Origin of the sequence: Streptomyces sp. NPDC053541 (genome assembly GCF_044544705.1) — a bacterium.
Taxonomy (GTDB): domain Bacteria; phylum Actinomycetota; class Actinomycetes; order Streptomycetales; family Streptomycetaceae; genus Streptomyces.
In genome coordinates this window covers 215,324-238,582 of the sequence record NZ_JBITXM010000009.1, presented here as the reverse complement: position 1 = coordinate 238,582, position 23,259 = coordinate 215,324, and the positions used below count along the sequence as shown (strand labels likewise).

Sequence of the window (23,259 nt, the reverse complement as noted above, 5' to 3'; positions counted from 1 at the left end):
TCAACCCCGCCCCGCCCGGCGGCCGGTATGCGCTCCCGTACTCAGATCGCCTCGGCCGGGGCCGGTTCCTGTGCCGTGTCCTCGCCGACGAAGGTGCGCCAGAGGGCCGCGTAGCGCCCGTTCAGGGCGAGGAGTTCGTCGTGGGTGCCGTCCTCGGCGACCCGGCCGTGGTCCATGACGACGACCCGGTCGGCGCGGGCCGCGGTGGTGAGGCGGTGGGCGACGACCAGGGTGGTGCGGCGGCCGGCGAGGCGGTCGGTGGCCGCGTTGACCTGGGCCTCGGTGGCCAGGTCGAGGGCGGCGGTGGCCTCGTCGAGGAGCAGCACGTCCGGGTCGACGAGCTCGGCGCGGGCCAGGGCGATCAGCTGGCGCTGACCCGCCGACAGGTTCCGGCCGCGCTCGGCGACCGCGTGGAGGTAGCCGCCGTCGAGGGTGGCGATCATGTCGTGGGCCCCGACGGCCCGGGCCGCGGCCTCCACCTCGGCGTCGGTGGCGTCCGGGCGCCCGTAGGCGATGGCGTCGCGGACGGTGCCCTCGAAGAGGTACGCCTCCTGCGGGACGACGCCGAGACGGTGCCGGTACGCGGTGAGGTCGAGCTCGCGCAGGTCGGTGCCGTCGGCGGTGACCCGGCCGGACGTCGGGTCGTAGAACCGGGCGACCAGCTTGACCAGGGTGGACTTGCCGGCGCCGGTCTCCCCGACGAAGGCGACGGTCTGCCCGGCCGGGATGCGCAGGTCGATCCCGCTGAGCGCCTCCTCGCCGTCCTCCGCGGAGCCGTAGCCGAAGGACACGTCCTCGAAGGCGATCTCGCCGCGCAGCGACAGCACGTCGAGCGGGGCGTCCGCTGCGGCGGTGGAGGTGGGCTCCTGGAGGAGCTCCTGCATCCGCTTGAGCGAGACCGCGGCCTGCTGGTAGCCGTCGAAGACCTGGGAGAGCTGCTGCACGGGGGCGAAGAACAGGTCGATGTAGAGGAGGTAGGCGACCAGGGCGCCGGTGGTGAGGGTGCGGTCCTCGATGCGGTGGGCGCCGACGATCAGGACGGCCGCGGCGGCCACCGAGGACAGCAGGGTGACGAAGGGGAAGTAGACCGAGATCAGCCACTGGCCGTGGATGCGGGCCGCGCGGTAGTCCTGGCTGCGGGCGGTGAAGCGCTCGGCGCCGGACCGCTCGCGCCGGAAGGCCTGCACGATCCGCAGCCCCGCCACGGACTCCTGGAGGTCGGCGTTGACCACGCTGATGCGCTCGCGGGCCGTCTCGTAGGCCTTCACGCTGGCGCGGCGGAAGAACCAGGTGGCGACGGCGAGCACCGGCAGGGTCGCGAAGACCACCAGGGCGAGCTGGAGGTCGAGCACCAGCAGGGCGCCCATGATGCCGAAGAAGGTGACGACCGAGACGAAGGCGGTGACCAGGCCGGTCTGCAGGAAGGTCGACAGGGCGTCGACGTCCGTGGTCATCCGGGTCATGATCCGGCCGGTGAGCTCGCGCTCGTAGTAGTCCAGGCCGAGTCGCTGGAGCTGGGCGAAGATCTTCAGGCGGAGCGCGTAGAGGATCCGCTCGCCGGTGCGGCCGGTCATCCGGGTCTCGGCGGTCTGCGCGACCCACTGCACGAGCACGGTGAGCAGCGCGAGGGCGGAGGCGGCCCAGACGGCGCCGATGGCGAGCCGGTTGACGCCCTCGTCGATGCCGTGCCGGATGAGGACCGGGAGCAGCAGTCCGGCGCCCGCGTCGACGGCGACCAGGCCGAGGCTGATCAGCAGCGGGAGCCCGAAGCCGCGCAGCAGCCGGCGCAGGCCGTAGGAGGTCTCGGGGGCGACCGCGCGGGCCTCGTCGACCTGGGGGGTGTCGGTGGCCGGCGGCAGCGCCTCGACGGCGGCGAGCAGCTCCGGGGTGGCCCCGGCGCCCTTGGCCTCGCGCTCCTTGGCGCGCTCGTCCCGTACCCACAGGGTGGGGGTGATGCCGCGCTCGGCGTCGAACTCGGCGTCCAGCTCGGCCCGCAGGGTGCGGTCCTCGGACGGCGTGGGGGCACCTCCCGTGCCGGAGGCTACGGGGGAGGGCACGACGTGGCCGGGCGAGACGGCGCCGAGCTCGTCGGGGTCGGTGAGCAGCCTGCGGTAGAGCTCGGAGCGCTCCTGGAGCTCCTCGTGGGTGCCGATGGCGGCGAGCCGGCCGCCGTCGAGGACGGCGATCCGGTCGGCGAGGCCGAGGGTGGAGCGCCGGTGCGCGATGAGCAGGGTGGTGCGGCCGGCCATGACCGACTTCAGGGCCGCGTGGATCTCGTGCTCGACCCTGGCGTCGACGGCCGAGGTGGCGTCGTCGAGGACGAGCAGCCGCGGGTCGGTGAGGATGGCGCGGGCCAGCGCGATGCGCTGGCGCTGCCCGCCGGAGAGGGTGAGGCCGTGCTCGCCGACCTTGGTGTCGTAGCCCTCGGGCAGCTCGGCGATGAAGCGGTCGGCCTGGGCGGCGCGGGCGGCGGTCTCGATCTGCTCCTGGGTGGCGTCGGGGACGCCGTAGGCGATGTTGGCGCGGACCGTGTCGGAGAACAGGAAGCTGTCCTCGGGGACCAGGCCGACGGCGGCGCGCAGCGAGTCGAGGGTCAGCTCGCGCACGTCGTGCCCGCCGACCAGGACGGCGCCGCGCGTCACGTCGTAGAAGCGGGGCAGCAGCAGCGAGACGGTGGACTTGCCGGAGCCGGAGGCGCCGACGACGGCGACGGTCTCGCCGGGCCGGATCTCCAGCGAGAAGCCCTCCAGGACCGGGCTGGCCTTGCCGTCGGCGCTCTCGTACGCGAAGGAGACGTCGTCGAACTCGACGGTGGCGGGCGCGTCGGCCGGGAGCTCCTTGGTGCCGTCCTGGATGCTCGGCTCGGTGTCGATCAGCTCCAGGACCCGCTCGACGCCGGCCCGGGCCTGCTGGCCGACAGTGAGGACCATGGCGAGCATGCGGACGGGGCCGACGAGGGAGGCGAGGTAGGAGGAGAAGGCGACGAAGGTGCCGAGGGTGATCTGCTCCTTGTAGGCCAGCCAGCCGCCGAGGGCGAGCACGGCGACCTGGCCGAGCGCGGGGACGGCCTGGAGGGCGGGGGTGTACTTCGCGTTGAGCCGGATGGTGCGCAGACGGCCCGCGAACAGCTTCCGGCCCGCCTCGCGGATCTTGCCGGTCTCCTGGTCCTCCTGGCCGAAGCCCTTGACGACGCGGACGCCGGTCACGGCCCCGTCGACCACGCCGGCGACGGCGGCGGCCTGCTGTTGCGCGTACCAGGTGGCGGGGTGCAGGCGGGTGCGGCTGCGGCGGGCGATCCACCACAGGGCGGGGGCGACGGCGAGGGCGACGGCGGTGAGGGGCAGGGAGAGGGCGGCCATCACGCCGAGCGAGATGAGGAACAGCAGCACGTTCCCGATGGTCATCGGGAGCATGAAGAGCAGGCTCTGGATGAGCTGGAGGTCGCTGGTGGCGCGTCCGACGACCTGCCCGGTGGACAGCTCGTCCTGGCGCCGCCCGTCGAGCCGGGTGATCGTCCCGAACATCTCGGTGCGCAGGTCGTGCTGGACGTCGAGGGCGAGCCGGCCGCCGTAATAGCGCCGGATGTAGGTGAGGACGTAGACGAGGAGGGCGGCGCCGAGCAGCAGCCCGGTCCACAGCGCGAGGGAGCCCGTCCGGGCGCCGATCACGTCGTCGATGACGACCTTGGTGATGAGGGGGACGAGCGCGAGCACGGCCATGCCGGCGAGCGAGGAGCCCAGCGCGAGCACCACGTCCGCCTTGTACCGCCAGGCGTACCCCCAGAGCCTGCGGGCCCATCCCGGGCCCCGCTCCCCCGTCTGCTTCTGCCCCACCGCCGCCACGTGGCGCCTCCCGTCCGTCCTGCTCTACCGGAAGGCCCAACGCGGCTGAGGTGCGATTTCATCCCGCCGCAACAATCCCGGTCCCAAGGACCGAGGCGACCGGGGCCGGGGTCCTAGGGGGTGTCTTGTCGATCAGGCCGGATCAGCGAGCGGCGTCCGGTGCCGTGGATCGCAAGGCGGAGGAGGGAAGCGATGCGGAGCATCGGCGACCGACGACAACGCGGCGAGGCGCGGTGCCGGGCGTCGAGAGCCCGGCATGATCGGCGAGACACCCCCTAGGACCGGGTGGGGCGGGCGGGGAGACGTCGGGCGGCGGCCCTTACGGGGAGCCGGGCGTTCGCCGCATACCCCTGCGGGGTAGGACGTGGGGCATGGCGGAGTCGACGCGGAGCACCGCGTATCTGTGTGGCCGGCTGTGGGCGGCGGTGCACGCCCTGCGCGTGCTCAGCGGGCAGCCGGACCCGGGCAAGCTCGCCGGAGGCGGCGGGCTGCAGGACGCCCAGCGCTACCCGGAGCGGGAGCTGAACCGGCAGCTGGGCAGGCTGGGTGACCGCTTGCGGGCGGCACACGCGCGGGGTGCGGAGCACGCCCGCGCGGCGGCCGCCGTCTTCCGGTCCATACCCGACCACGTGCCGCCCGGCGGCCGGCTGCCGACCGGGCTGCACACGGAAGCCCAGAAGGAGTTCCTGCTGGGCTTCCGGGCCGGACTCGACCTGTACGAGACGGAGCACGGGGACCTCCTGCGGTGACCGCACCCGCCCCGTCCTCACCCCCGCCGGCTCAGAGGTGGGTCGGCTCGAACATGCGCAGCAGGGCCGGGAGGACGACCACCGAGGGGCCCGGGGTCGACAGGGCCTTGGCGAGGTCGGCGGTCAGGGTGTCGGGGCCGGTCAGGGTGGCCGGGACGCCGAAGGACTCGGCGAGGGCGACGAAGTCGGGACGGGCGAGTTCGGTGCCGGTGGCGGCGCCGAAGGCGTCCGTCATGTACTCGCGCAGGATGCCGTAGCCGCCGTCGTCGACGATCAGCCAGGTGACGTCCAGGCCGTACTGCTTCGCGGTGGCGAGCTCGGCGATCGAGTACATCGCGCCGCCGTCGCCGGAGACCGCGAGGACCGGGCGGGTCGGGTCGGCCGCGGCGGCGCCGAGCGCGGCCGGGAAGCCGTAGCCGAGGCCGCCGGCGCCCTGCGCCGAGTGCATGGTGTTGGGGCGGCGGGCGTCGAAGGCGGACCAGGCCCAGTAGGCCAGGATCGTCATGTCCCAGAAGCTCGGCGCCGTGTCGGGCAGCGCCTCGCGCACCGCCGCGACGACCCGCTGCTCCAGGCCGAGGTCCTGGGCGGCGATCCGGTCCCGCACCTTGCCCAGGACGGCCGCGACCCGCTCCGGCGCGCCCGGGTCCTCCCGTACCTCCACCGTCTCCAGGAGCGCCTGGAGCGCGAGGCGGGCGTCCGCGTGGATGCCGAGCGCCGGGTGGTTGGACTCCAGCTTGCCGGCGTCGGCCTCGATCTGGATCACCCGGCCGCGCGGGGCGAAGGTGTGGTAGTTCGAGGACAGCTCGCCGAGGCCGGAGCCGACCACCAGGAGCACGTCGGCGTCCTCCAGGAAGTCCGTGGTGTGCCGGTCCTCCAGCCAGGACTGCAGGGACAGCGGGTGCTCCCAGGGGAAGGCGCCCTTGCCGCCGAAGGTGGTCACGACCGGCGCGGAGATGCGCTCGGCGAGCGCGAGCAGCTTGCCGGAGGCGTCGGAGCGCACCACCCCGCCGCCCGCGATGATCGCCGGGCGCTCGGCGCGGGCCAGGAGGTGCGCGGCGACGGCGGTCAGCTCGGGCCGCGGCACGACCTCCTCGGGCGTGGCGTCCATGGCGGTGACCACCGGCAGGGTCGTCTCGGCGAGGAGCACGTCCTGCGGGATCTCCACCCAGACCGGGCCGTGCGGGGCGGTCAGCGCGGACTTCCAGGCGGCGGCGATCGCGGAGGGGATCTGGGACTGCGTGCGGACCGTGTGGACGGACTTCACGACGTCCCGGAACGAGGCCTGCTGGTCGCGCAGCTCGTGCAGATACCCGTGCCGACCGCCGCCCAGCCCGGCGGCCGGGATCTGGCTCCCGATGGCCAGCACCGGCGCGGAGGCGGCCGCCGCCTCCTGGAGCGCGGCGAGCGACATCAGCGCACCGGGCCCGGTGGAGAGCAGCAGCGGCGCGGCCTCGCCGGTGATCCGGCCGTACGCGTCGGCGGCGAAGCCCGCGTTGTTCTCGACCCGGAGCCCGACGTAGCGCAGGTCGGAGCGGCGCAGCGCGTCGAACATGCCGAGCGCGTGCTGACCGGGCAGCCCGAACACGGTGGTGGCGCCGAGCCCGCTGAGGGTCTCGACGACGAGGTCGCCGCCGTTCCGCCCGGCGGGCGGGTTCAGGGCGGCCTCCGTCTGGGCCGCACTGGGCCGGAGCACGAGGTCGTGGTCGTGAGTCATGGGATCCCTTGGCTCGGTGGGCGGTGCGGCTGGGGGGCGCCGGTTTCCCAGGGTGCCGGTCGGCGGGGGTTCCGGCTCGCCGGGGGCGCCCCGGCCGGGCGCCTGCCTGCCCGGCAGGGCTCGGCTCGCCCGGCAGAGGCAGGGCTCTGCCCGCAGGGCTCGGCTCGCCCAGCGGGCGCCTGCAGGGCCGGCCTGCCCGGCGGGGCCGGCCCCTGCCGGGTGGGCCCGCCAGGGCCGGCCCCAGAGCGTCCTACTCCGTGCCCGCGTCCCGGGCGGCCGCGATCTGGCGGGACATGATCGTCGTCAGCTCGTAGGCCGTGTGCGAGGCCGCCACCGCGGTGATCTCGGCGTGGTCGTAGGCCGGGGCGACCTCGACGACGTCGGCGGAGACCAGGTTGCAGGAGGACAGGCCGCGGAGGATCTCCAGGAGCTCGCGGGAGGTCATGCCGCCGGCCTCGGGGGTGCCGGTGCCGGGGGCGTGGGCCGGGTCGAGGCAGTCGATGTCGATGGAGATGTAGAGCGGGCGGTCGCCGATGCGCTGGCGCAGCTGGTCGGCGATCTCGTCGGCGCCGCGGCGGTAGACGTCGGCGGAGGTGACGATGCCGAAGCCGAGCTTCTCGTCGTCGGTGAGGTCCTGCTTGCCGTAGAGCGGGCCGCGGGTGCCGACGTGGGACAGCGCGGAGGTGTCGAGGATGCCCTCCTCGACGGCCCGGCGGAACGGCGTGCCGTGGGTGTACTCGGCGCCGAAGTAGGTGTCCCAGGTGTCGAGGTGCGCGTCGAAGTGGAGCAGGGCCACCGGGCCGTGCTTCTTCGCGACCGACCGCAGCAGCGGCAGCGCGATGGTGTGGTCGCCGCCGAGGGTCATCATGCGGGCGCCGGTGCCGAGCAGCTCGTCGGCGGCGGCCTCGATGGTCTCGACGGCCTCGTTGATGTTGAAGGGGTTGGCGGCGATGTCACCGGCGTCGGCGACCTGCGCGAGGGCGAACGGCGAGGCGTCCTGCGCCGGGTTGTACGGGCGGAGCAGGCGGGAGGCCTCGCGGATGGCGTTGCCGCCGAAGCGGGCGCCGGGGCGGTAGGAGACGCCGGTGTCGAAGGGGACGCCGACCACGGCGACGTCGGCGGTGCCGACCTCGTCGAGTCGCGGCAGCCGGGCGAACGTCGCGGGACCGGCGTACCGCGGGATGCGGGACGAGTCGATCGGGCCGCGGAAGGCGTTCTGGTCGCTGCTCATGGTCGGGTCCTCCTGGGGTGTGTCTCTCGGGCTGGCCGGGCGCCGGTTCTCGGCGCCCGGGGTGCGGCCGCCGTCAGGCGGTCACGGGGGCCGGTTCCGAGGCCGTGTCCGGCTCGGTCCCGGGGGTCTCCTGGCCCGCCAGCCGGGCGCGCCAGTTCGCGAGCACGGCGGCGTCCGTCGGGCGGGTCGCCAGGGAAACGATCACATATGCGGCGAGCGAGGCCAACAAACCATAGTAAACAGGCTCATTTGCCAAGATTCCGTAAGTCCACATCAGGCCGATCACGGCGAGGCCGCCGACGCCGACCGCGGCCAGCGCGCCCTGGACGGTGCCGCGCCTCCAGAGCAGTCCGCCGAGGATGGGCACCAGCAGGCCGCCGACCAGCAGGTTGTAGGCGACGGTGAGGGCCTGGACGACGTCGTTGAGGGCGATGGCGATGCCTATCACGGCGACGCCCATGATCAGGATGAAGACCCGGTTGCCCTTCACCTCGTCGTGCTCCCCGCCCGCCACCTCGCCGCGCGGGGCGACGGCCCCGCGCAGACGTGACCAGATGTCGTTGTTGGCGACGGTGGCGCAGGCGATGAGCGCGCCGGAGGAGGTGGACATGACGGCGGCGAGCGCGGCGGCGAGCACCAGGCCGCGGACGCCGATCGGCAGCTCGTCCTTGACGATGGTGGCGAAGGCGTCGTCGGCGCTGGGCAGCTTCGGGTACATGACCTTGGCCGCGGTGCCGATGACGGCGCCGGCGACCGCGTAGAGCAGGCAGTAGGTCCCGGCGACGGTGCCGCCCCACTTGGCGACCTTGTCGGTGCGGGCGGTGAAGACCCGCTGCCAGATGTCCTGACCGATGAGCATGCCGAAGGTGTAGATCAGCACGTAGGTGAAGATCGTCTCGCCGCCGATGCCGAGCGGCTCGAAGTACGAGGTGGGCAGCGCGGCCTTCATCTCGGCGAAGCCGCCGGCCTTGACGACCGCGATCGGCAGCAGCAGGAGCAGCACGCCGATGGTCTTCACGACGAACTGCACCATGTCGGTGATGGTGATCGACCACATGCCGCCGAGGGTCGAGTAGGCGACGACGATGGTGCCGCCGAGCACGATGGCGGCGGTCCGGGGCAGGTCGAAGAGGACGTCGAAGATGGTGGCGTACGCGATGGTCGAGGTGACCGCGAGCATCAGCGTGTAGGCCCACATGACGATGCCGGAGATCATGCCCGCCCGGCCGCCGTAGCGCAGGTCCAGCATTTCGGAGACGGTGTAGACCTTCAGACGGGCGATCCGGGCCGAGAAGAAGACGCTCAGCGCGAGCAGGCCGAGGCCGATGGTGACGACCATCCAGGCGCCCGACAGGCCGTACTTGTAGCCGAGGCCGACGCCGCCGATGGTGGACGCGCCGCCGAGGACGATGGCGGCCATCGTCCCGGAGTACATCCAGGGACCGAGGCGGCGCCCCGCGACCAGGAACTCGCTCTTGGACCGGGCGCGGCGCATGCCCCACCAGCCCATCGCGAGCATGCCGGCCAGATACAGGACGATCACTGTGTAGTCGACGGCCATGCGGCCCTCCTTCGCGCACCTCGGTGGCGTGTCGTGCAGGGGAATGGCCAGAGACGGATCGCGGGGACATCCGCCCGTACCCGCGGCCTCTGGATGTCACGACAGTAGGTGGCCGAAAAGCGACACTGAAGTGTAGGTTTCCTCCACTGTTCGCCCGGGTGATGTACGAAGGGTCCACCGCCATGCCCGTCCCGGAGCCCGCCTCCGCCACCCCGCCCGCGCCGCCGGTGCGGCTCGCCGCCCTGCTCGCCCGCGAGGAGCTGGGCCTGCGGCTGCTGGCCGGTTCGGCGGAGGTCTCGCTGCACTGGGTGCACACCTCGGAGATGGCCGACCCCTATCCGTACCTCCTCGGCGGCGAGCTGCTGATGACGGCGGGGGTGCAGCTCACCGACCCGGCGCGGTACGTGGAGCGGGTGGTGGAGGCGGGCGCGGCGGCGCTCGGCTTCGGCGTCACGCCGGTGTACGACACGGTGCCGGCCGCGCTCGTCGAGGCGTGCGAGCGGCTGGGCCTGCCGCTGATCGAGGTGCCGCCGAGGACTCCGTTCACGGCGGTGGCCCGGGCGCTGTGGCGGCTGATGGCGGAGGCCCGGCTGCACGAGCTGCGGCGGGTGAGCGAGGCCCAGCAGTCCCTGGCGACGGCGGCGGCCCGGCCCGCGCCGGTGCCGGCCGTGCTCGGCGCGCTGGCCTCGCGGCTGGGCGGCCGGGCGGTGCTCTTCGGTCCGGACGGTACGGAGTCGGCGGCGGCCGGCCGCGCGGTGCCGCCCGAGGCGGCCCGGGCCCTCGCGGACCTCGCGGGCGTGGTCGGGCCCCGGCCCGGCGGTCCCGCGTCGGCGAGCGGGGACGGCGGCGGGCTGCGGCTCGCCGCGTACGCGCTGGGCGGCGGCGACGGGCTGACCCTGGGGGTGGCGACCGAGCGGCGCGAGCCGGGCGACCACACCGTCGCCGGGGTCGCCGTGGTCCTGCTCTCGCTGCTCACCGCGCCGCACCGGGGCGCCGACGTGACCGCCCGCGACACCGCCCTGGTCCGGCTGCTGCTCGGCGCGGACCCGGCGGAGGCGGCGGGCGCGCTCGGCCCGGGGCCGTGGACCGTGGTGCACGCGCGCGGTGGGGACGGCACGCCGTTCGCGGCGGCGGCCCTGGCGGCGGCGCTCGGCACGCCGCTGGCGGACCCGGGGCCTCCCGTGCGGCTCCTGCTGCCGTCCGGGACGGCGGTCGCCGACCAGCCGGGCTGGACCCTCGGCGTGAGCGCCCCCGCCGGGCCGGACGCCCTCCCGGCCGCCGACGCCCAGGCGGCCCGGGCGCTGCGGCGCGCGGAGGCGACCCGGGCTCCGCTGGTCCGGCACCGGGCGCGGGGCCTGGCCGGGCTCGTGGACCCGGCGGAGGCCGCCGCCCACGCGCGCGTGGTGCTGGCCCCGCTCTCCCCGGTGCAGGCCGAGACCCTGCGCACCTGGCTCTCGCTGCACGGCAGCTGGGACCGGACGGCGGTGGCCCTGGACATCCACCGCAACACCGTCCGCCAGCGGATCGCCCGCATCGCGGCCCTGCTGGAGCGCGACCTGGACGACCCGGACGTGCGGATGGAGCTGTGGTTCGCCCTGGGTGCCGGTTCCGGTACCGGTACCGGTACCGGCGCCGGTCGCTAGGACCAGAGCTTGTTCACGGCGGTCTTCGTGGTCGTGCGGAAGGCGGACAGCGGGGCGTCCTTCAGGTCGCCCATCTGCCCCCAGCGGACGTAGGTGACCGTGCGGCCGTCCCGGCCGACCGAGAAGAGGTGGATGTCGGTGCTGCCGATCTGCGGGTCGGCGGTGTCCAGGCTGTAGACCCAGGCGCCCTCCTCGACGGCGACCTTGCCGTGGGAGGCGCTGACGGCCTTCAGGCCCGGGTTCTGCTGCTCCAGGACGGGCCCGCAGCCGGCGAGGGCCTTGCGGAGGGTGTCGACCAGCTTCACGGCGTCGGCCTCGGTGCGGGCGACGGTGGTGATCTGGACGCCGTTGGTGTCGAGCTCGGTGGCGAACTCGCGGTAGCGGGTGTTCTGCGCCGGGATCTTGTACGGGGCGCAGAGGGCGCCGCCGTTCTCCGGCACGCCGTCGAAGACCGGGGTGGCGGTCCACGGCGTCGACGCCGGCGGCATCTGGGCGGCGGAGAGGAACGCGGGCTGGGCGGCGGCCTGCGCCGGGGCCGTGGCGAGGGCGGCGAGGCCCAGGGCGGCAGCGGCGGTGGCGGCGAGCGCGGTGCGGAGCGTGGTCATGGTGGTGGATCCCCCGTCGGGTGGTTCGGTCGGTGCCTCCCCAGCCTCGCTGCCCCGCCCGCCGCCCGGCAACGGTGCCGCGCCCGTCCCCCGTCCCGGAACCATTCCACCCCCGCTGACGTGCAAGGACGTGAAGGGCTGGGACGAACGGGCCGGGGGGACGGAATGCCGAAGGACGCCGCCGTCGAGGAGTTCGCGCGGCGCGTGCGCGCGCTGAAGGAACGGGACGGGCGGAGTTACGAGGCGCTCGGCCGCCGTCTGAACGTCAGTGCCTCCACCCTCCACCGCTACTGCTCGGCCGCGACCGTCCCGGAGGACTTCGCCGTCGTGGACCGCCTGGCGGTGCTGTGCGGCGCGGACGCGGAGCAGCGGCGGTCCCTGGAGGAGGCCTGGGCCCGCGCGGACCGCGCCCGGCGCCCGGCGACGCCGGAACCGGAGGCCGTACCGGAGCCGGAGGCCGTACCCGAGCCCGAGCCCGTACCGGCACCCGAGCCCGAGCCCGTGCCCGAGCGGGCGTCCAAGACCGGGTCCCGGCGGTGGGGGCGGGTGGCGCTGGTCGCCGGGGTGTCGGCGCTCGTCGGGGCGGTGACGCTCGGAGCCGTGCTCCTCACCGGGAAGCCCGGGGAACGGCAGCCCGGGAAAGGGCCGGCGGCCCCGGCGGCTCCTCCCGCCCCGCCTCCGCCGCTGACCTGGACCGTCGCCTCGCACGTCTGGGAGGGCGGGTGCGGTCACGCGTACCTGGTGGAGCGGAAGCCCGGTCCGCCGCCGCTGCCGGCCGACGCGCGGGAGTGGGCGGTGGCGCGCGGGGCCGTGCACGCCGGGGAGACGCTGGTGCGGGTGTCGGTGCAGGGGAAGGGCGCGGCCGCGGTGGTGCTCCAGGGGCTGCACGTGCGCGTGGTGGAGCGGGGCAGGCCGCTGCCGTGGACGGCGTACCGGATGGACCAGGGGTGCGGCGGGGCGGTGACGCCGCGCCGTTTCGCCGTGGACCTGGACCGGCCGCGTCCGGTGGCCCGGCCGCTGGACGGGTACGACGCCTCCGGGGAGGGCCGGACGCTGCCGGCGGTCTCCTTCCCGTACCGGGTCACCGCCGCCGAACCGGAGGAGCTCCTGGTCTCGGCACGGACGGCGGGCTGCGACTGCCGCTGGTACCTGGAGCTGGAGTGGAGCTCGGCGGGACGGCGGGGGACGGTGCGGATCGGGGACGAGGAGGGGGCGCCGTTCCGGACGAGCGGGGCGGAGGGGAGGCCGGCCTTCGGGTACGACGCGGAGGGCCGGGCCTGGATCACAGCCGGGGAGTATGGACAGGGCGGGTGACCGCTGGGTAACTTCGGATTCGAGAGCCTGAGCAAGCGCTTAGACAACTGGCCCGTACATCCGAAGGAGGCGGCTCGTGCGCCGTACCGTATTCAACGAGGACCACGAGGCGTTCCGGGAGACCATCCGGGCCTTCATCGAGGCCGAGGTCGTGCCCGTCTACGACGAGTGGTTCGCCGCCGGCCAGGCGCCCCGCGACTTCTACTACAAGCTCGGCGAGCTGGGCGTCTTCGGCATCAACGTGCCGGAGGAGTTCGGCGGCGCCGGCCTGGACACCCACAAGTTCGAGGCCGTCCTCTACGAGGAGACCGCCCGTGCCGGCGTGCAGTTCGGCGGCTCCGGCGTGCACGTGCTGCTGGCGCTCCCGTACATCAAGATGCTCGCCACCGACGAGCAGAAGAAGCGCTACCTGCCGAAGTTCGTGTCCGGCGAGGAGATGTGGGCGCTCGCGATGACCGAGCCGGGCACCGGCTCCGACGTCGCCGGCATGAAGACCACCGCCAAGCTCTCCGAGGACGGCACCCACTACGTCCTCAACGGCGCCAAGACCTTCATCACCGGTGGCGTCCACGCCGACCGCGTGATCGTCTGCGCCCGCACCTCCGCCCCGTCCGAGGAGGACCGCCGCTTCGGCATCTCCCTCTTCGCGGTGGACACCAAGTCCGCGGGCTACTCCATCGGCCGCAAGCTGGACAAGCTGGGCCTGCGCACCTCCGACACCGCCGAGCTGGCGTTCGTCGACGTGAAGGTGCCCGCCGAGGACCTGCTCGGCGAGGAGGGCAAGGGCTTCTACTACCTCGGCCACAACCTCGCCTCCGAGCGCTGGGGCATCGCCTTCGGCGCGTACGCCCAGGCGAAGGCGGCCGTCCGGTTCGCCCAGCAGTACGTCACCGACCGCACGGTCTTCGGCAAGCCGGTCGCGCACTTCCAGAACACCAAGTTCGAGCTGGCCGCCTGCCAGGCCGAGGTGGACGCGGCCGAGGCCGTCGCCGACCGCGCCCTGGAGGCCCTGGACGCGGGCGAGCTGACCCCGGCCGAGGCCGCCTCCGCCAAGCTCTTCTGCACCGAGGTCGCGCACCGCGTGATCGACCGCTGCCTCCAGCTGCACGGCGGCTACGGCTACATGAACGAGTACCCGATCGCCCGCCTCTACGCCGACAACCGCGTCAACCGCATCTACGGCGGCACCAGCGAGATCATGAAGTCGATCATCGCCAAGAGCATGGGCCTGTAAGTGCCCGAAGCACGCTCCGCACTCGATGCCCTGCTCGATCTGCTCGACCTGGAGCGGATCGAGCGGGACATCTTCCGCGGCGAGTCACGGTCCGCGCTCGTCCCCCGCGTCTTCGGCGGCCAGGTGGCCGCCCAGGCGCTGGTGGCGGCGGGCCGGACCGTGCCCGAGGACCGCCTCGCCCACTCGCTGCACGCGTACTTCCTGCGCCCCGGCGACCCGGGCGCGCCGATCGTCTACTCCGTGGACCGGATCCGCGACGGGCGTTCCTTCACCACCCGCCGGGTGGTGGCGGTCCAGCACGGGCAGCCGATCTTCCACCTCTCGGCGTCCTTCCAGACGTACGAGGAGGGGCTCGACCACCAGGCGGACATGCCGCCCGCGCCCGACCCGGACACGCTGCCCGCCGCGGCCGAGACGCTCCCGCGCCACCTCCCCCGCGAGGTCGCGGACCGGCTGATCGAGGCCCGGGCCGCGGTCGACCTGCGCTATGCCGACGTGCCCCCGTGGGGCTCGGTCGGGCAGCCGCGCGACCCGCGCTCCCAGGTGTGGTTCCGCACCAACGGCAAGCTGGCCGACGACCCGCTGCTGCACGTCGTCCTCGCCACCTACGTCTCCGACATGACGCTGCTCGACTCGGTGCTGCTCGCCCACGGGCGGGGCGGCTGGGCGGTCGGCGACGTGGTCGGCGCCTCGCTCGACCACGCCATGTGGTTCCACCGGCCCTTCCGGGCCGACGAGTGGCTGCTCTACGACCAGGAGTCGCCGACCGCCTCCGGCGGGCGGGGCCTGGGCCAGGCCCGGATCTTCACGCAGGACGGGCGGCTCGCGATCTCCGTCATCCAGGAGGGTGTCGTTCGCGTGCCGCGCTGACGTCCGGACATACCGTCGTACATATGGCGGAAACGGGCGTGGCGAACGAGAACCGGGACAGCACCTACACCGTGGTCGTGGCCGCGGCGGCGAACCTCGGGATCGCCGCCGCCAAGGCCGTGGCCGGGGTGATCTCCGGATCGAGCGCGATGCTCTCCGAGGCGGCCCACTCGGTCGCCGACACCGTCACCGAGGTCATGCTGCTCACCGCGCTCCGGCGGAGCGGCAAGCCCGCCGACGAGGAGCACCCGCTGGGCTACGCGAGCGAGCGCTACGTGTGGGCGATGCTGGCCGCGGTCGCCACCTTCGTGGGCGGCGCCGTCTTCTCCTTCTACGACGGCGTGCACACGCTCGTGCAGGGCGAGGAGCTCGGCGACCCGCTCGTCTCGTACGTGGTGCTCGGCGTCGCCTTCGTCCTGGAGGGCTTCTCGCTGCGCACCGCGGTCCGTCAGGTCAGGGCCGAGGCGGAGCGGGTGGACGCGCCGTTCGGGCGCTATCTGCGGCGCACCCCGGACACCACGGTCAAGGCCGTCGTCATGGAGGACTCAGCCGCCCTCACCGGACTGATGCTCGCCGCCGGCGGCCTGCTCGGCGGCCAGCTCACCGGCTCCGGCGTCTGGGACGGCGTCGCGTCCCTCCTGATCGGCTGTCTGCTGGTGTACGTGGCCTGGGTGCTGGGCCGCTCCAACGCCGAACTGCTCGTCGGCCGGGCGCTGCCGCCGCGCACCCGGGACGCGATGCGCGAGGAGCTGCTCGCGGTGGAGCACGTGGTCGGCGTGCTCGACCTGACGACGCTCATCCAGGGCCCGGACGAGATCCTGGTCGCCGCGAAGGTCGACTTCCGCAACATGGTCTCGGCCGAGCAGGTCGAACTCGCCTGCGAGGCCGCCGAACGCCGGCTCCGCGAGCGCTTCCCCGCGGTGCGCCGGGTGTACCTGGACCCGACGCCGGGCCGGGGGTGAGCACGGCGGCCCGGGCCCCCGGCGCGCCCCGGCGCCCGCGCCGAGAGCGGCGCCGGTCAGCCCGTCAGGCCCGCCGCGTCCAGGACGTACGCCGTCATCGGCTCGTAGAAGCGCGGGTCCACCACGTGGTCGTCGAGCGGGATCGTGACCTGCATGGTGCCCTCGGCCTCGGCGAGGAAGAGCGCCGGGTCGTTGCAGTCGGCGTAGCCCATGGACTCCACGCCGCGCTGGGCCGCGCGGCCCGCCCAGCCGTGGTCGGCGACGACCAGGTCGGGCGCGGGCTCGCCGAGCGCCTCCAGGCCGTCCAGGATCGCGTTCATCGGCTCCGGGGAGTGGGTGTGCCACAGGCTCGCGCCGCGCTCGAAGACGGCGACGTCGGCGAACTGCACCACGTAGCCCTCGTCGGCGGTGAGGCCGCCGGGGATCCGCACGATCTCGCAGCCGCGGGCCCGCAGCCCGGCGGCGATCCGGCTGTGCGCGTCGATCAGGGAGCCGGGGTGGCCGGTCGCGAAGAGCACCCGCTCCTTCGCGGCGGCGGCCTTGGCGAGCCGGGCGGCCATCCGGTCGAGGGCCGCGACGGTCAGCTCGGGGTCGATGGTGTCCTGGCCGGTGCGGTGCGCCGGGTCGTCGACGACCCCGCAGCGCTCGGCCATCACCGCGAGCACGTCCTGCTCGTCGGTCCACCGGTCGCCGAACTCGAGGCCGAACCAGTAGTGGCGGTCGCCGTTGGCGAGCTTCCGGTAGTGGCTGAGGTTGTTGTCGCGCGGGGTGGCGACGTCCCCGGCGATACGGGTCCGGACGAGGTGCTCGACGAGGGCGGCGCGGCTGAGTATCGGCATGGGCCCCATTCTGCCGGTCTCGCCGCGCCCGCGGGGCCCCGCCCACGCCCCGTACGGGCGGCACCGCGCGGAGCCGCGGATTCCGCCGGACCGGGTCCGCCGGGGGCTCGGGGCGCCCGGGTCCGCCCGGGTCCGCCGCTACTGCACGCCCAGCGCGCCGAAGGCGCCGTGCGCGAGGCTGCGCAGCAGGTCCTCCATGGCGCCGCGGCCCAGCGGGGCGCCGAGGTGCGGGGTGGAGTTGAGCAGGCCGAAGACCGCGTGCACGGCGGCCCTGGCCTCGTACTCCCCCGCCGCCGGGTACAGCTCGCGCACCACCGTCACCCACAGTTCCACGTACTGCCGCTGGAGCTGGCGGACCCGCTTGCGGTCCTCGTCCTTGAGCCGGTCCAGCTCGCGGTCGTGGAGGGTGATCAGCGGGCGGTCGTCGAGGGCGAAGTCGATGTGCCCGTCGATGAGCGAGCGGAGCACGGCGCGCGGGTCGCCGTCGGACTCGGCGACCCTCAGCCGGCCGCCGTCGAGCAGCCGCTCGCTGATGCCGACGAGCAGCTCGGCGAGCATCGCGTCCTTGCCGGGGAAGTGGCGGTAGAGCCCGGGCCCGCTGATGCCGACGGCGGCGCCGATCTCGTCCACGCCCACCCCGTGGAAGCCGCGCTCGGCGAAGAGACGGGCGGCCTCCTTGAGGATCTGCTCGCGTCGCGTCGGGGCGTCGGTCCGGCCGGCCGGGGTCGGGGTGGTGGTCATGGATTCGATTCTAGACAACCCCGTTAGCGGTCGTTAACCTGAAGGGAGACGTTAACGCTCATTAACAGGGCGACCGACGGAACCGAAGTGGATTCGACCGAGCAAGGGAGCTCGACGGATGCAGCAGGCACCTGTGCTGACGAGTGCGGCGGATCCCGCCTCGCCGGCCTGGCAGGCCAACGAGGCGGCCCACCACGAGCTGGCCGCGACCCTGCGCGGCAAGCTCGCCGAGGCGGCGCTCGGCGGCGGCGAGAAGGCCCGGGCCCGGCACACCGCACGCGGCAAGCTGCTGCCGCGCGACCGCGTGGACAGCCTCCTGGACCCGGGCTCGCCCTTCCTGGAGCTGGCCCCGCTCGCGGCGAACGGGATGTACGGCGACCAGGCCCCCGCGGCCGGCGTCATCGCCGGCATCGGCCGGGTCTCGGGCCGCGAGTGCGTGATCGTCGCCAACGACGCGACCGTCAAGGGCGGCACGTACTACCCGATGACGGTCAAGAAGCACCTGCGCGCCCAGGAGGTGGCGCTGGAGAACCGGCTGCCCTGCCTCTACCTGGTGGACTCCGGCGGCGCCTTCCTGCCGATGCAGGACGAGGTCTTCCCGGACCGCGAGCACTTCGGCCGGATCTTCTTCAACCAGGCCCGGATGTCCGGCGCCGGCATCCCCCAGATCGCGGCCGTCATGGGCTCCTGCACCGCCGGCGGCGCCTACGTCCCGGCGATGAGCGACGAGGCCGTGATCGTCCGGAACCAGGGCACGATCTTCCTCGGCGGCCCGCCGCTGGTGAAGGCCGCGACCGGCGAGGTCGTCACGGCCGAGGAGCTGGGCGGCGGCGAGGTGCACTCCCGGATCTCCGGCGTCACCGACCACCTCGCCGAGGACGACGCCCACGCCCTGCGCATCGTCCGCAACATCGTCGCCACCCTGCCCGAGCGCGGCCCGCTGCCCTGGTCGGTCGAGCCCGCCGAGGAGCCGAAGGTCGACCCGTACGGGCTGTACGGCGCGGTGCCGGTCGACTCCCGCACCCCGTACGACGTGCGCGAGGTCATCGCCCGGGTGGTGGACGGCTCGCGCTTCCAGGAGTTCAAGTCCGAGTACGGGCAGACCCTGGTCACCGGCTTCGCCCGGATCCACGGGCACCCGGTCGGCATCGTCGCCAACAACGGCATCCTGTTCGCCGAGTCCGCCCAGAAGGGCGCGCACTTCATCGAGCTGTGCGACCAGCGCGGCATCCCGCTGGTCTTCCTGCAGAACATCACCGGCTTCATGGTCGGCAAGGCCTACGAGCACGGCGGCATCGCCAAGCACGGCGCCAAGATGGTCACGGCCGTGGCCACCACGCGCGTGCCCAAGCTGACGGTGGTCATCGGCGGTTCGTACGGCGCGGGCAACTACTCGATGTGCGGCCGGGCCTACTCCCCCCGCTTCCTGTGGATGTGGCCCAACGCCAAGATCTCCGTCATGGGCGGCGAGCAGGCCGCGTCCGTGCTCGCCACGGTCAAGCGCGACCAGCTCGGCGACGCCTGGAGCGCCGAGGAGGAGGCCGCCTTCAAGGAGCCGATCCGCGCCCAGTACGAGACCCAGGGCAACGCCTACTACGCGACCGCCCGGCTCTGGGACGACGGGGTCATCGACCCGCTGGAGACCCGGCAGGTGCTCGGTCTCGCCCTGACCGCCTGTGCCAACGCGCCCCTGGGTGACCCCCAGTTCGGCGTCTTCCGGATGTAAGGGGACTTCGGAACATGCTGTTCGACACCGTTCTCGTCGCCAACCGGGGCGAGATCGCCGTCCGCGTCATCCGCACCCTGCGGGAGATGGGCGTCCGCTCCGTCGCCGTGTACAGCGACGCCGACGCCGACGCCCGGCACGTGCGGGAGGCCGACACGGCGGTACGGATCGGTCCGCCCGCGGCCGCCGAGTCCTACCTCTCCGTGCCCGCCCTCCTGGACGCCGCAGCCCGCACCGGCGCGCAGGCCGTCCACCCCGGCTACGGCTTCCTCGCGGAGAACGCGGCCTTCGCCCGCGCCTGCGCGGACGCCGGTCTGGTCTTCATCGGCCCGCCCGCCGACGCGATCTCGCTGATGGGCGACAAGATCCGGGCCAAGGAGACCGTGCAGGCGGCCGGCGTCCCGGTCGTCCCCGGCGCCGCCGACCCGGAGATCGAGGCCGCGGCCCGCGAGCTCGGCGCTCCGGTGCTGCTCAAGCCCAGCGCGGGCGGCGGCGGCAAGGGCATGCGCCTGGTGCGGGACCTGACGGTCCTGGAGGAGGAGATCGCGGCGGCGCGGCGCGAGGCCCGGGCCTCGTTCGGCGACGACACGCTGCTCGTGGAGCGGTGGATCGACCGCCCCCGACACATCGAGATCCAGGTCCTCGCCGACGCCCACGGGAACGTGGTGCACCTCGGCGAGCGCGAGTGCTCGCTCCAGCGCCGCCACCAGAAGATCATCGAGGAGGCGCCCAGCGTCCTGCTCACCCCGGAGATCCGGGCGGCGATGGGCGCGGCGGCCGTGGAGGCGGCCCGGTCCTGCGGCTATGTCGGCGCGGGCACGGTCGAGTTCATCGTGCCGGGCGGCGACCCCTCCGCGTACTACTTCATGGAGATGAACACCCGCCTCCAGGTCGAGCACCCGGTGACCGAGCTGATCACCGGCCTGGACCTGGTGGAGTGGCAGCTGCGGGTGGCGGCGGGCGAACCGCTGTCCTTCGGGCAGGAGGACGTCCGGCTCGACGGCTGGGCGATCGAGGCCCGGATCTGCGCCGAGGACCCCTCCCGCGGCTTCCTGCCGTCCGGCGGCACGGTGCTCGCGCTCGGCGAGCCGTCCGGCCCGGGCGTGCGGACCGACTCGGGCCTGTCCGAGGGCACCGAGGTGTCCAGCCTCTACGACCCGATGCTGTCGAAGGTCATCGTGCACGGCCCGGACCGCGCGACGGCCCTGCGCAAGCTCCGCGCGGCCCTCGCCGACACGGTCACCCTGGGCGTGCCGACCAACGCGGGCTTCCTGCGCCGGCTCCTCGCCCACCCGGACGTGGTGGCGGGCGACCTGGACACCGGTCTGGTGGAGCGCGAGGCGGAGTCGCTGGTGCCGAAGGGCGTGCCGGACGAGGTGTACGCGGCGGCGGCCGCCGTCCGCCGCGCCGGGCTCGCCCCGCGGCCCCGGGACGGTTGGACGGACCCGTTCGACGTGCCGAGCGGCTGGCGCCTCGGCGGCGCCCCGCGGCCGCTCGCCTTCCCCTTCCGGGTGGCGGGGCTGGAACCGGTGACGGTCGAGGCGCCGGCCGGTGCCCGGGTCACGGACACCTCCGTCACGGTGACCGTGGACGGGGTGGCGCACCGCTTCCACCGGGCCGGGGCCTGGCTCGGCCGGGACGGCGACTCCTGGCACGTCATGGACCACGACCCGGTGGCCGCCGCGCTGTCCGGCGCGCGGCACGGCGGGGCCGACACGCTGGCCGCGCCGATGCCCGGCACCGTCACCGTGGTGAAGGTCGCGGTCGGCGACGAGGTCGAGGCCGGGCAGAGCCTGCTGGTGGTCGAGGCGATGAAGATGGAGCACGTCATCTCCGCCCCGCACGCCGGCACCGTCACCGAACTGGACGTCACGCCCGGCACGACCGTCGCCATGGACCAGGTCCTGGCCGTGGTCACGCCCCGCGAGGAGGAGGACGCATGAGCCTGCCCGGCAGCCTGCCCATGACCGTGCCCGCGCCGGGGCTTCCCGCCCGGGTCCGGATCCACGAGGTCGGCCCGCGCGACGGCCTGCAGAACGAGAAGACGGCCGTCCCGACCGACGTGAAGGCGGAGTTCGTCCGCCGGCTCGCCGCGGCCGGCCTGACCACCGTCGAGGCGACCAGCTTCGTGCACCCCAAGTGGGTCCCCCAGCTCGCCGACGCCGAGGAGCTATTCCCGCGGGTCCGCGACCTGCCGGTGCGGCTGCCCGTGCTGGTGCCGAACGAGCGCGGCCTGGACCGGGCGCTCGCGCTCGGCGCCCGCGAGGTCGCCGTGTTCGCCTCCGCCACCGAGTCCTTCGCCCGGGCCAACCTCAACCGGACCGTGGACGAGGCCCTGGCCATGTTCGCGCCGGTGGTCACCCGGGCCGTCGAGGCCGGGCTGCGGGTCCGCGGCTATCTGTCGATGTGCTTCGGCGACCCCTGGGAGGGCGCCGTCCCCGTCGAGCAGGTCGTCCGGGTCACCAAGGCGCTCGCCGACATGGGCTGCGACGAGCTGAGCCTCGGCGACACCATCGGCGTCGCCACGCCGGGCCACGTCAAGGCGCTGCTCACGGCGCTCAACGAGGCCGGGCTGGCCACCTCCCGCATCGCCGTGCACTTCCACGACACCTACGGACAGGCCCTCGCCAACGCCTACGCGGCGCTGGAGCACGGGGTCACCGTCTTCGACGCGTCCGCGGGCGGCCTCGGCGGCTGCCCGTACGCCAAGTCCGCCACCGGGAACCTCGCGACCGAGGACCTGGTGTGGATGCTCCGCGGTCTCGGCATCGAGACCGGGGTCGACCTGGCCGCCCTCACCGCCACGAGCGGCTGGATGGCCGAACACCTGGGCCGGCCGAGCCCGTCCCGCACCGTCCGCGCGCTCTCCCACAAGGAGTCCTGAGCATGTCCCTCGACCACCGGCTCTCCGAAGAGCACGAGGAACTCCGCCGCACCGTCGAGGCGTTCGCCCACGACGTCGTCGCCCCGAAGATCGGCGAGTACTACGAGCGCCACGAGTTCCCGTACGAGATCGTCGCCGAGATGGGCCGCATGGGCCTCTTCGGTCTGCCCTTCCCCGAGGAGTACGGCGGCATGGGCGGCGACTACCTCGCCCTCGGCATCGCCCTGGAGGAGCTGGCCCGGGTCGACTCCTCCGTCGCCATCACCCTGGAGGCGGGCGTCTCGCTGGGCGCCATGCCGGTCTACCGCTTCGGTACGGAGGAGCAGAAGCGCGCCTGGCTGCCGAAGCTGTGCTCCGGCGAGATGCTCGGCGCCTTCGGCCTGACCGAGCCGGGCGCCGGTTCGGACGCGGGCGGCACCCGGACCACCGCCGTCCGGGACGGCGACCACTGGGTCATCAACGGCTCGAAGTGCTTCATCACCAACTCCGGCACGGACATCACGGGCCTGGTGACGGTGACCGCGGTGACCGGCCGCAAGCCCGACGGGCGCCCGCTGATCTCCTCGATCATCGTCCCCTCGGGCACCCCCGGCTTCACGGTCGCCGCCCCGTACTCCAAGGTCGGCTGGAACGCCTCCGACACCCGCGAGCTCTCCTTCGACGACGTGCGCGTCCCGGTGGAGAACCTGCTGGGCGAGGAGGGCCGCGGCTACGCGCAGTTCCTGCGCATCCTGGACGAGGGCCGCGTCGCGATCGCGGCGCTCGCCACGGGCCTCGCGCAGGGCTGCGTCGACGAGTCGGTGAAGTACGCGAAGGAACGTCACGCCTTCGGCCGTCCGATCGCCGACAACCAGTCCATCCAGTTCAAGATCGCCGACATGGAGATGCGCGCCCACATGGCCCGCATCGGCTGGCGCGACGCGGCCTCCCGCCTCGTCCTCGGCGAGCCCTTCAAGAAGGAGGCGGCCCTCGCGAAGCTGTACTCCTCGACGGTCGCCGTCGACAACGCCCGCGAGGCCACCCAGATCCACGGCGGCTACGGCTTCATGAACGAGTACCCGGTGGCCCGCATGTGGCGCGACTCCAAGATCCTGGAGATCGGCGAGGGCACGAGCGAGGTCCAGCGAATGCTGATCGCCCGCGAGTTGGGCCTCACCGGCTGATCCCGCGCACCGGCCCGTGCCGGAGGCCCGCCGCCCCCGAATCCGGGGGCGGCGGGCCTCCATGGTTTTCGGCCACCCGGGGCTGTTGATCCAAGTGAGGTTAGGCTAACCTCCTCGTCGTGAGGTAAGCCTTACCTACCTCGATCTGCCCGGACGCCGACCCCCGGCACGTACCGAAAGC

General features: G+C 73.8%; 17 protein-coding genes. 10 read left to right on the top strand and 7 right to left on the bottom strand.

The window, feature by feature from the left end:
- Positions 1 to 41 precede the first annotated feature (41 nt).
- On the bottom strand, positions 42 to 3,842 hold the full coding sequence (locus tag ACIGW2_RS23805) for an ABC transporter ATP-binding protein (RefSeq protein WP_399845635.1): 3,801 nt from the start codon (positions 3,840 to 3,842) through the stop codon (positions 42 to 44).
- A 371-nt stretch (positions 3,843 to 4,213) separates the two neighbouring features.
- On the opposite strand from ACIGW2_RS23805, the gene ACIGW2_RS23800 reads away from it, so the two are divergent.
- Positions 4,214 to 4,591: a hypothetical protein gene (locus tag ACIGW2_RS23800; RefSeq protein WP_391655629.1), complete on the top strand. Its 378-nt coding sequence runs from the start codon at positions 4,214 to 4,216 to the stop codon at positions 4,589 to 4,591.
- 31 nt (positions 4,592 to 4,622) lie between these two features.
- On the opposite strand, the gene ACIGW2_RS23795 is transcribed toward ACIGW2_RS23800, so the two are convergent.
- From ACIGW2_RS23795 to ACIGW2_RS23785, 3 genes are all read right to left on the bottom strand, one after another.
- Entirely contained in the window at positions 4,623 to 6,305 is a 1,683-nt protein-coding gene (locus ACIGW2_RS23795; protein WP_391655630.1) for a thiamine pyrophosphate-binding protein, read from the bottom strand.
- A gap of 250 nt (positions 6,306 to 6,555) precedes the next feature.
- On the bottom strand, positions 6,556 to 7,536 hold the full coding sequence (gene speB / locus ACIGW2_RS23790) for an agmatinase (protein ID WP_391655631.1): 981 nt from the start codon (positions 7,534 to 7,536) through the stop codon (positions 6,556 to 6,558).
- Between the two features lie 73 nt (positions 7,537 to 7,609).
- Positions 7,610 to 9,097 (bottom strand): sodium:solute symporter, encoded by a 1,488-nt coding sequence (locus ACIGW2_RS23785; protein WP_391655632.1) that lies wholly within the window; start codon positions 9,095 to 9,097, stop codon positions 7,610 to 7,612.
- Between the two features lie 182 nt (positions 9,098 to 9,279).
- Between ACIGW2_RS23785 and ACIGW2_RS23780 the strand changes: the two genes are divergently transcribed.
- Positions 9,280 to 10,740, top strand: coding sequence for a PucR family transcriptional regulator (locus ACIGW2_RS23780; protein ID WP_399845629.1), 1,461 nt, complete (start codon positions 9,280 to 9,282; stop codon positions 10,738 to 10,740).
- Here ACIGW2_RS23780 and ACIGW2_RS23775 read toward each other — a convergent pair.
- Positions 10,737 to 11,345, bottom strand: coding sequence for a hypothetical protein (locus ACIGW2_RS23775; protein ID WP_391655634.1), 609 nt, complete (start codon positions 11,343 to 11,345; stop codon positions 10,737 to 10,739). The genes ACIGW2_RS23780 and ACIGW2_RS23775 overlap by 4 nt on opposite strands.
- A gap of 165 nt (positions 11,346 to 11,510) precedes the next feature.
- Here ACIGW2_RS23775 and ACIGW2_RS23770 point away from each other — a divergent pair, with 165 nt between their 5' ends.
- From ACIGW2_RS23770 to ACIGW2_RS23755, 4 genes are all read left to right on the top strand, one after another.
- Positions 11,511 to 12,659, top strand: a complete 1,149-nt coding sequence (locus tag ACIGW2_RS23770) for a helix-turn-helix domain-containing protein (RefSeq protein WP_399845626.1) — start codon at positions 11,511 to 11,513, stop codon at positions 12,657 to 12,659.
- Positions 12,660 to 12,735: 76 nt separating this feature from the next.
- Positions 12,736 to 13,893, top strand: coding sequence for an acyl-CoA dehydrogenase family protein (locus ACIGW2_RS23765; protein WP_356072408.1), 1,158 nt, complete (start codon positions 12,736 to 12,738; stop codon positions 13,891 to 13,893).
- Entirely contained in the window at positions 13,894 to 14,763 is an 870-nt protein-coding gene (locus ACIGW2_RS23760; protein WP_399845622.1) for an acyl-CoA thioesterase, read from the top strand.
- Positions 14,764 to 14,786: 23 nt separating this feature from the next.
- Positions 14,787 to 15,725 carry a cation diffusion facilitator family transporter gene (locus tag ACIGW2_RS23755; protein WP_399845619.1) on the top strand — a complete coding sequence of 313 codons (939 nt, stop codon included), beginning with the start codon at positions 14,787 to 14,789 and terminating at the stop codon, positions 15,723 to 15,725.
- Between the two features lie 56 nt (positions 15,726 to 15,781).
- On the opposite strand, the gene ACIGW2_RS23750 is transcribed toward ACIGW2_RS23755, so the two are convergent.
- Together ACIGW2_RS23750 and ACIGW2_RS23745 are read right to left on the bottom strand one after the other, a co-directional pair.
- Positions 15,782 to 16,564 carry a phosphatase gene (locus ACIGW2_RS23750; RefSeq protein ID WP_361583321.1) on the bottom strand — a complete coding sequence of 261 codons (783 nt, stop codon included), beginning with the start codon at positions 16,562 to 16,564 and terminating at the stop codon, positions 15,782 to 15,784.
- Between the two features lie 138 nt (positions 16,565 to 16,702).
- Positions 16,703 to 17,305, bottom strand: coding sequence for a TetR/AcrR family transcriptional regulator (locus tag ACIGW2_RS23745; RefSeq protein ID WP_361583318.1), 603 nt, complete (start codon positions 17,303 to 17,305; stop codon positions 16,703 to 16,705).
- A 118-nt stretch (positions 17,306 to 17,423) separates the two neighbouring features.
- On the opposite strand from ACIGW2_RS23745, the gene ACIGW2_RS23740 reads away from it, so the two are divergent.
- The 4 genes from ACIGW2_RS23740 to ACIGW2_RS23725 are packed head-to-tail and all read left to right on the top strand — an operon-like array spanning position 17,424 to position 23,078.
- On the top strand, positions 17,424 to 19,031 hold the full coding sequence (locus ACIGW2_RS23740; protein WP_399845614.1) for a carboxyl transferase domain-containing protein: 1,608 nt from the start codon (positions 17,424 to 17,426) through the stop codon (positions 19,029 to 19,031).
- Between the two features lie 14 nt (positions 19,032 to 19,045).
- A complete protein-coding gene (locus ACIGW2_RS23735) occupies positions 19,046 to 20,974 on the top strand; it encodes an acetyl/propionyl/methylcrotonyl-CoA carboxylase subunit alpha (protein WP_391655638.1) in 1,929 nt (642 codons plus the stop codon).
- Positions 20,971 to 21,915, top strand: a complete 945-nt coding sequence (locus ACIGW2_RS23730; protein ID WP_391655639.1) for a hydroxymethylglutaryl-CoA lyase — start codon at positions 20,971 to 20,973, stop codon at positions 21,913 to 21,915. Before ACIGW2_RS23735 ends, ACIGW2_RS23730 begins: the two co-directional genes overlap by 4 nt.
- A gap of 2 nt (positions 21,916 to 21,917) precedes the next feature.
- Complete coding sequence (locus ACIGW2_RS23725) at positions 21,918 to 23,078, top strand: acyl-CoA dehydrogenase family protein (protein WP_391655640.1); 1,161 nt, start codon at positions 21,918 to 21,920, stop codon at positions 23,076 to 23,078.
- The last annotated feature ends 181 nt before the right edge of the window (positions 23,079 to 23,259 follow it).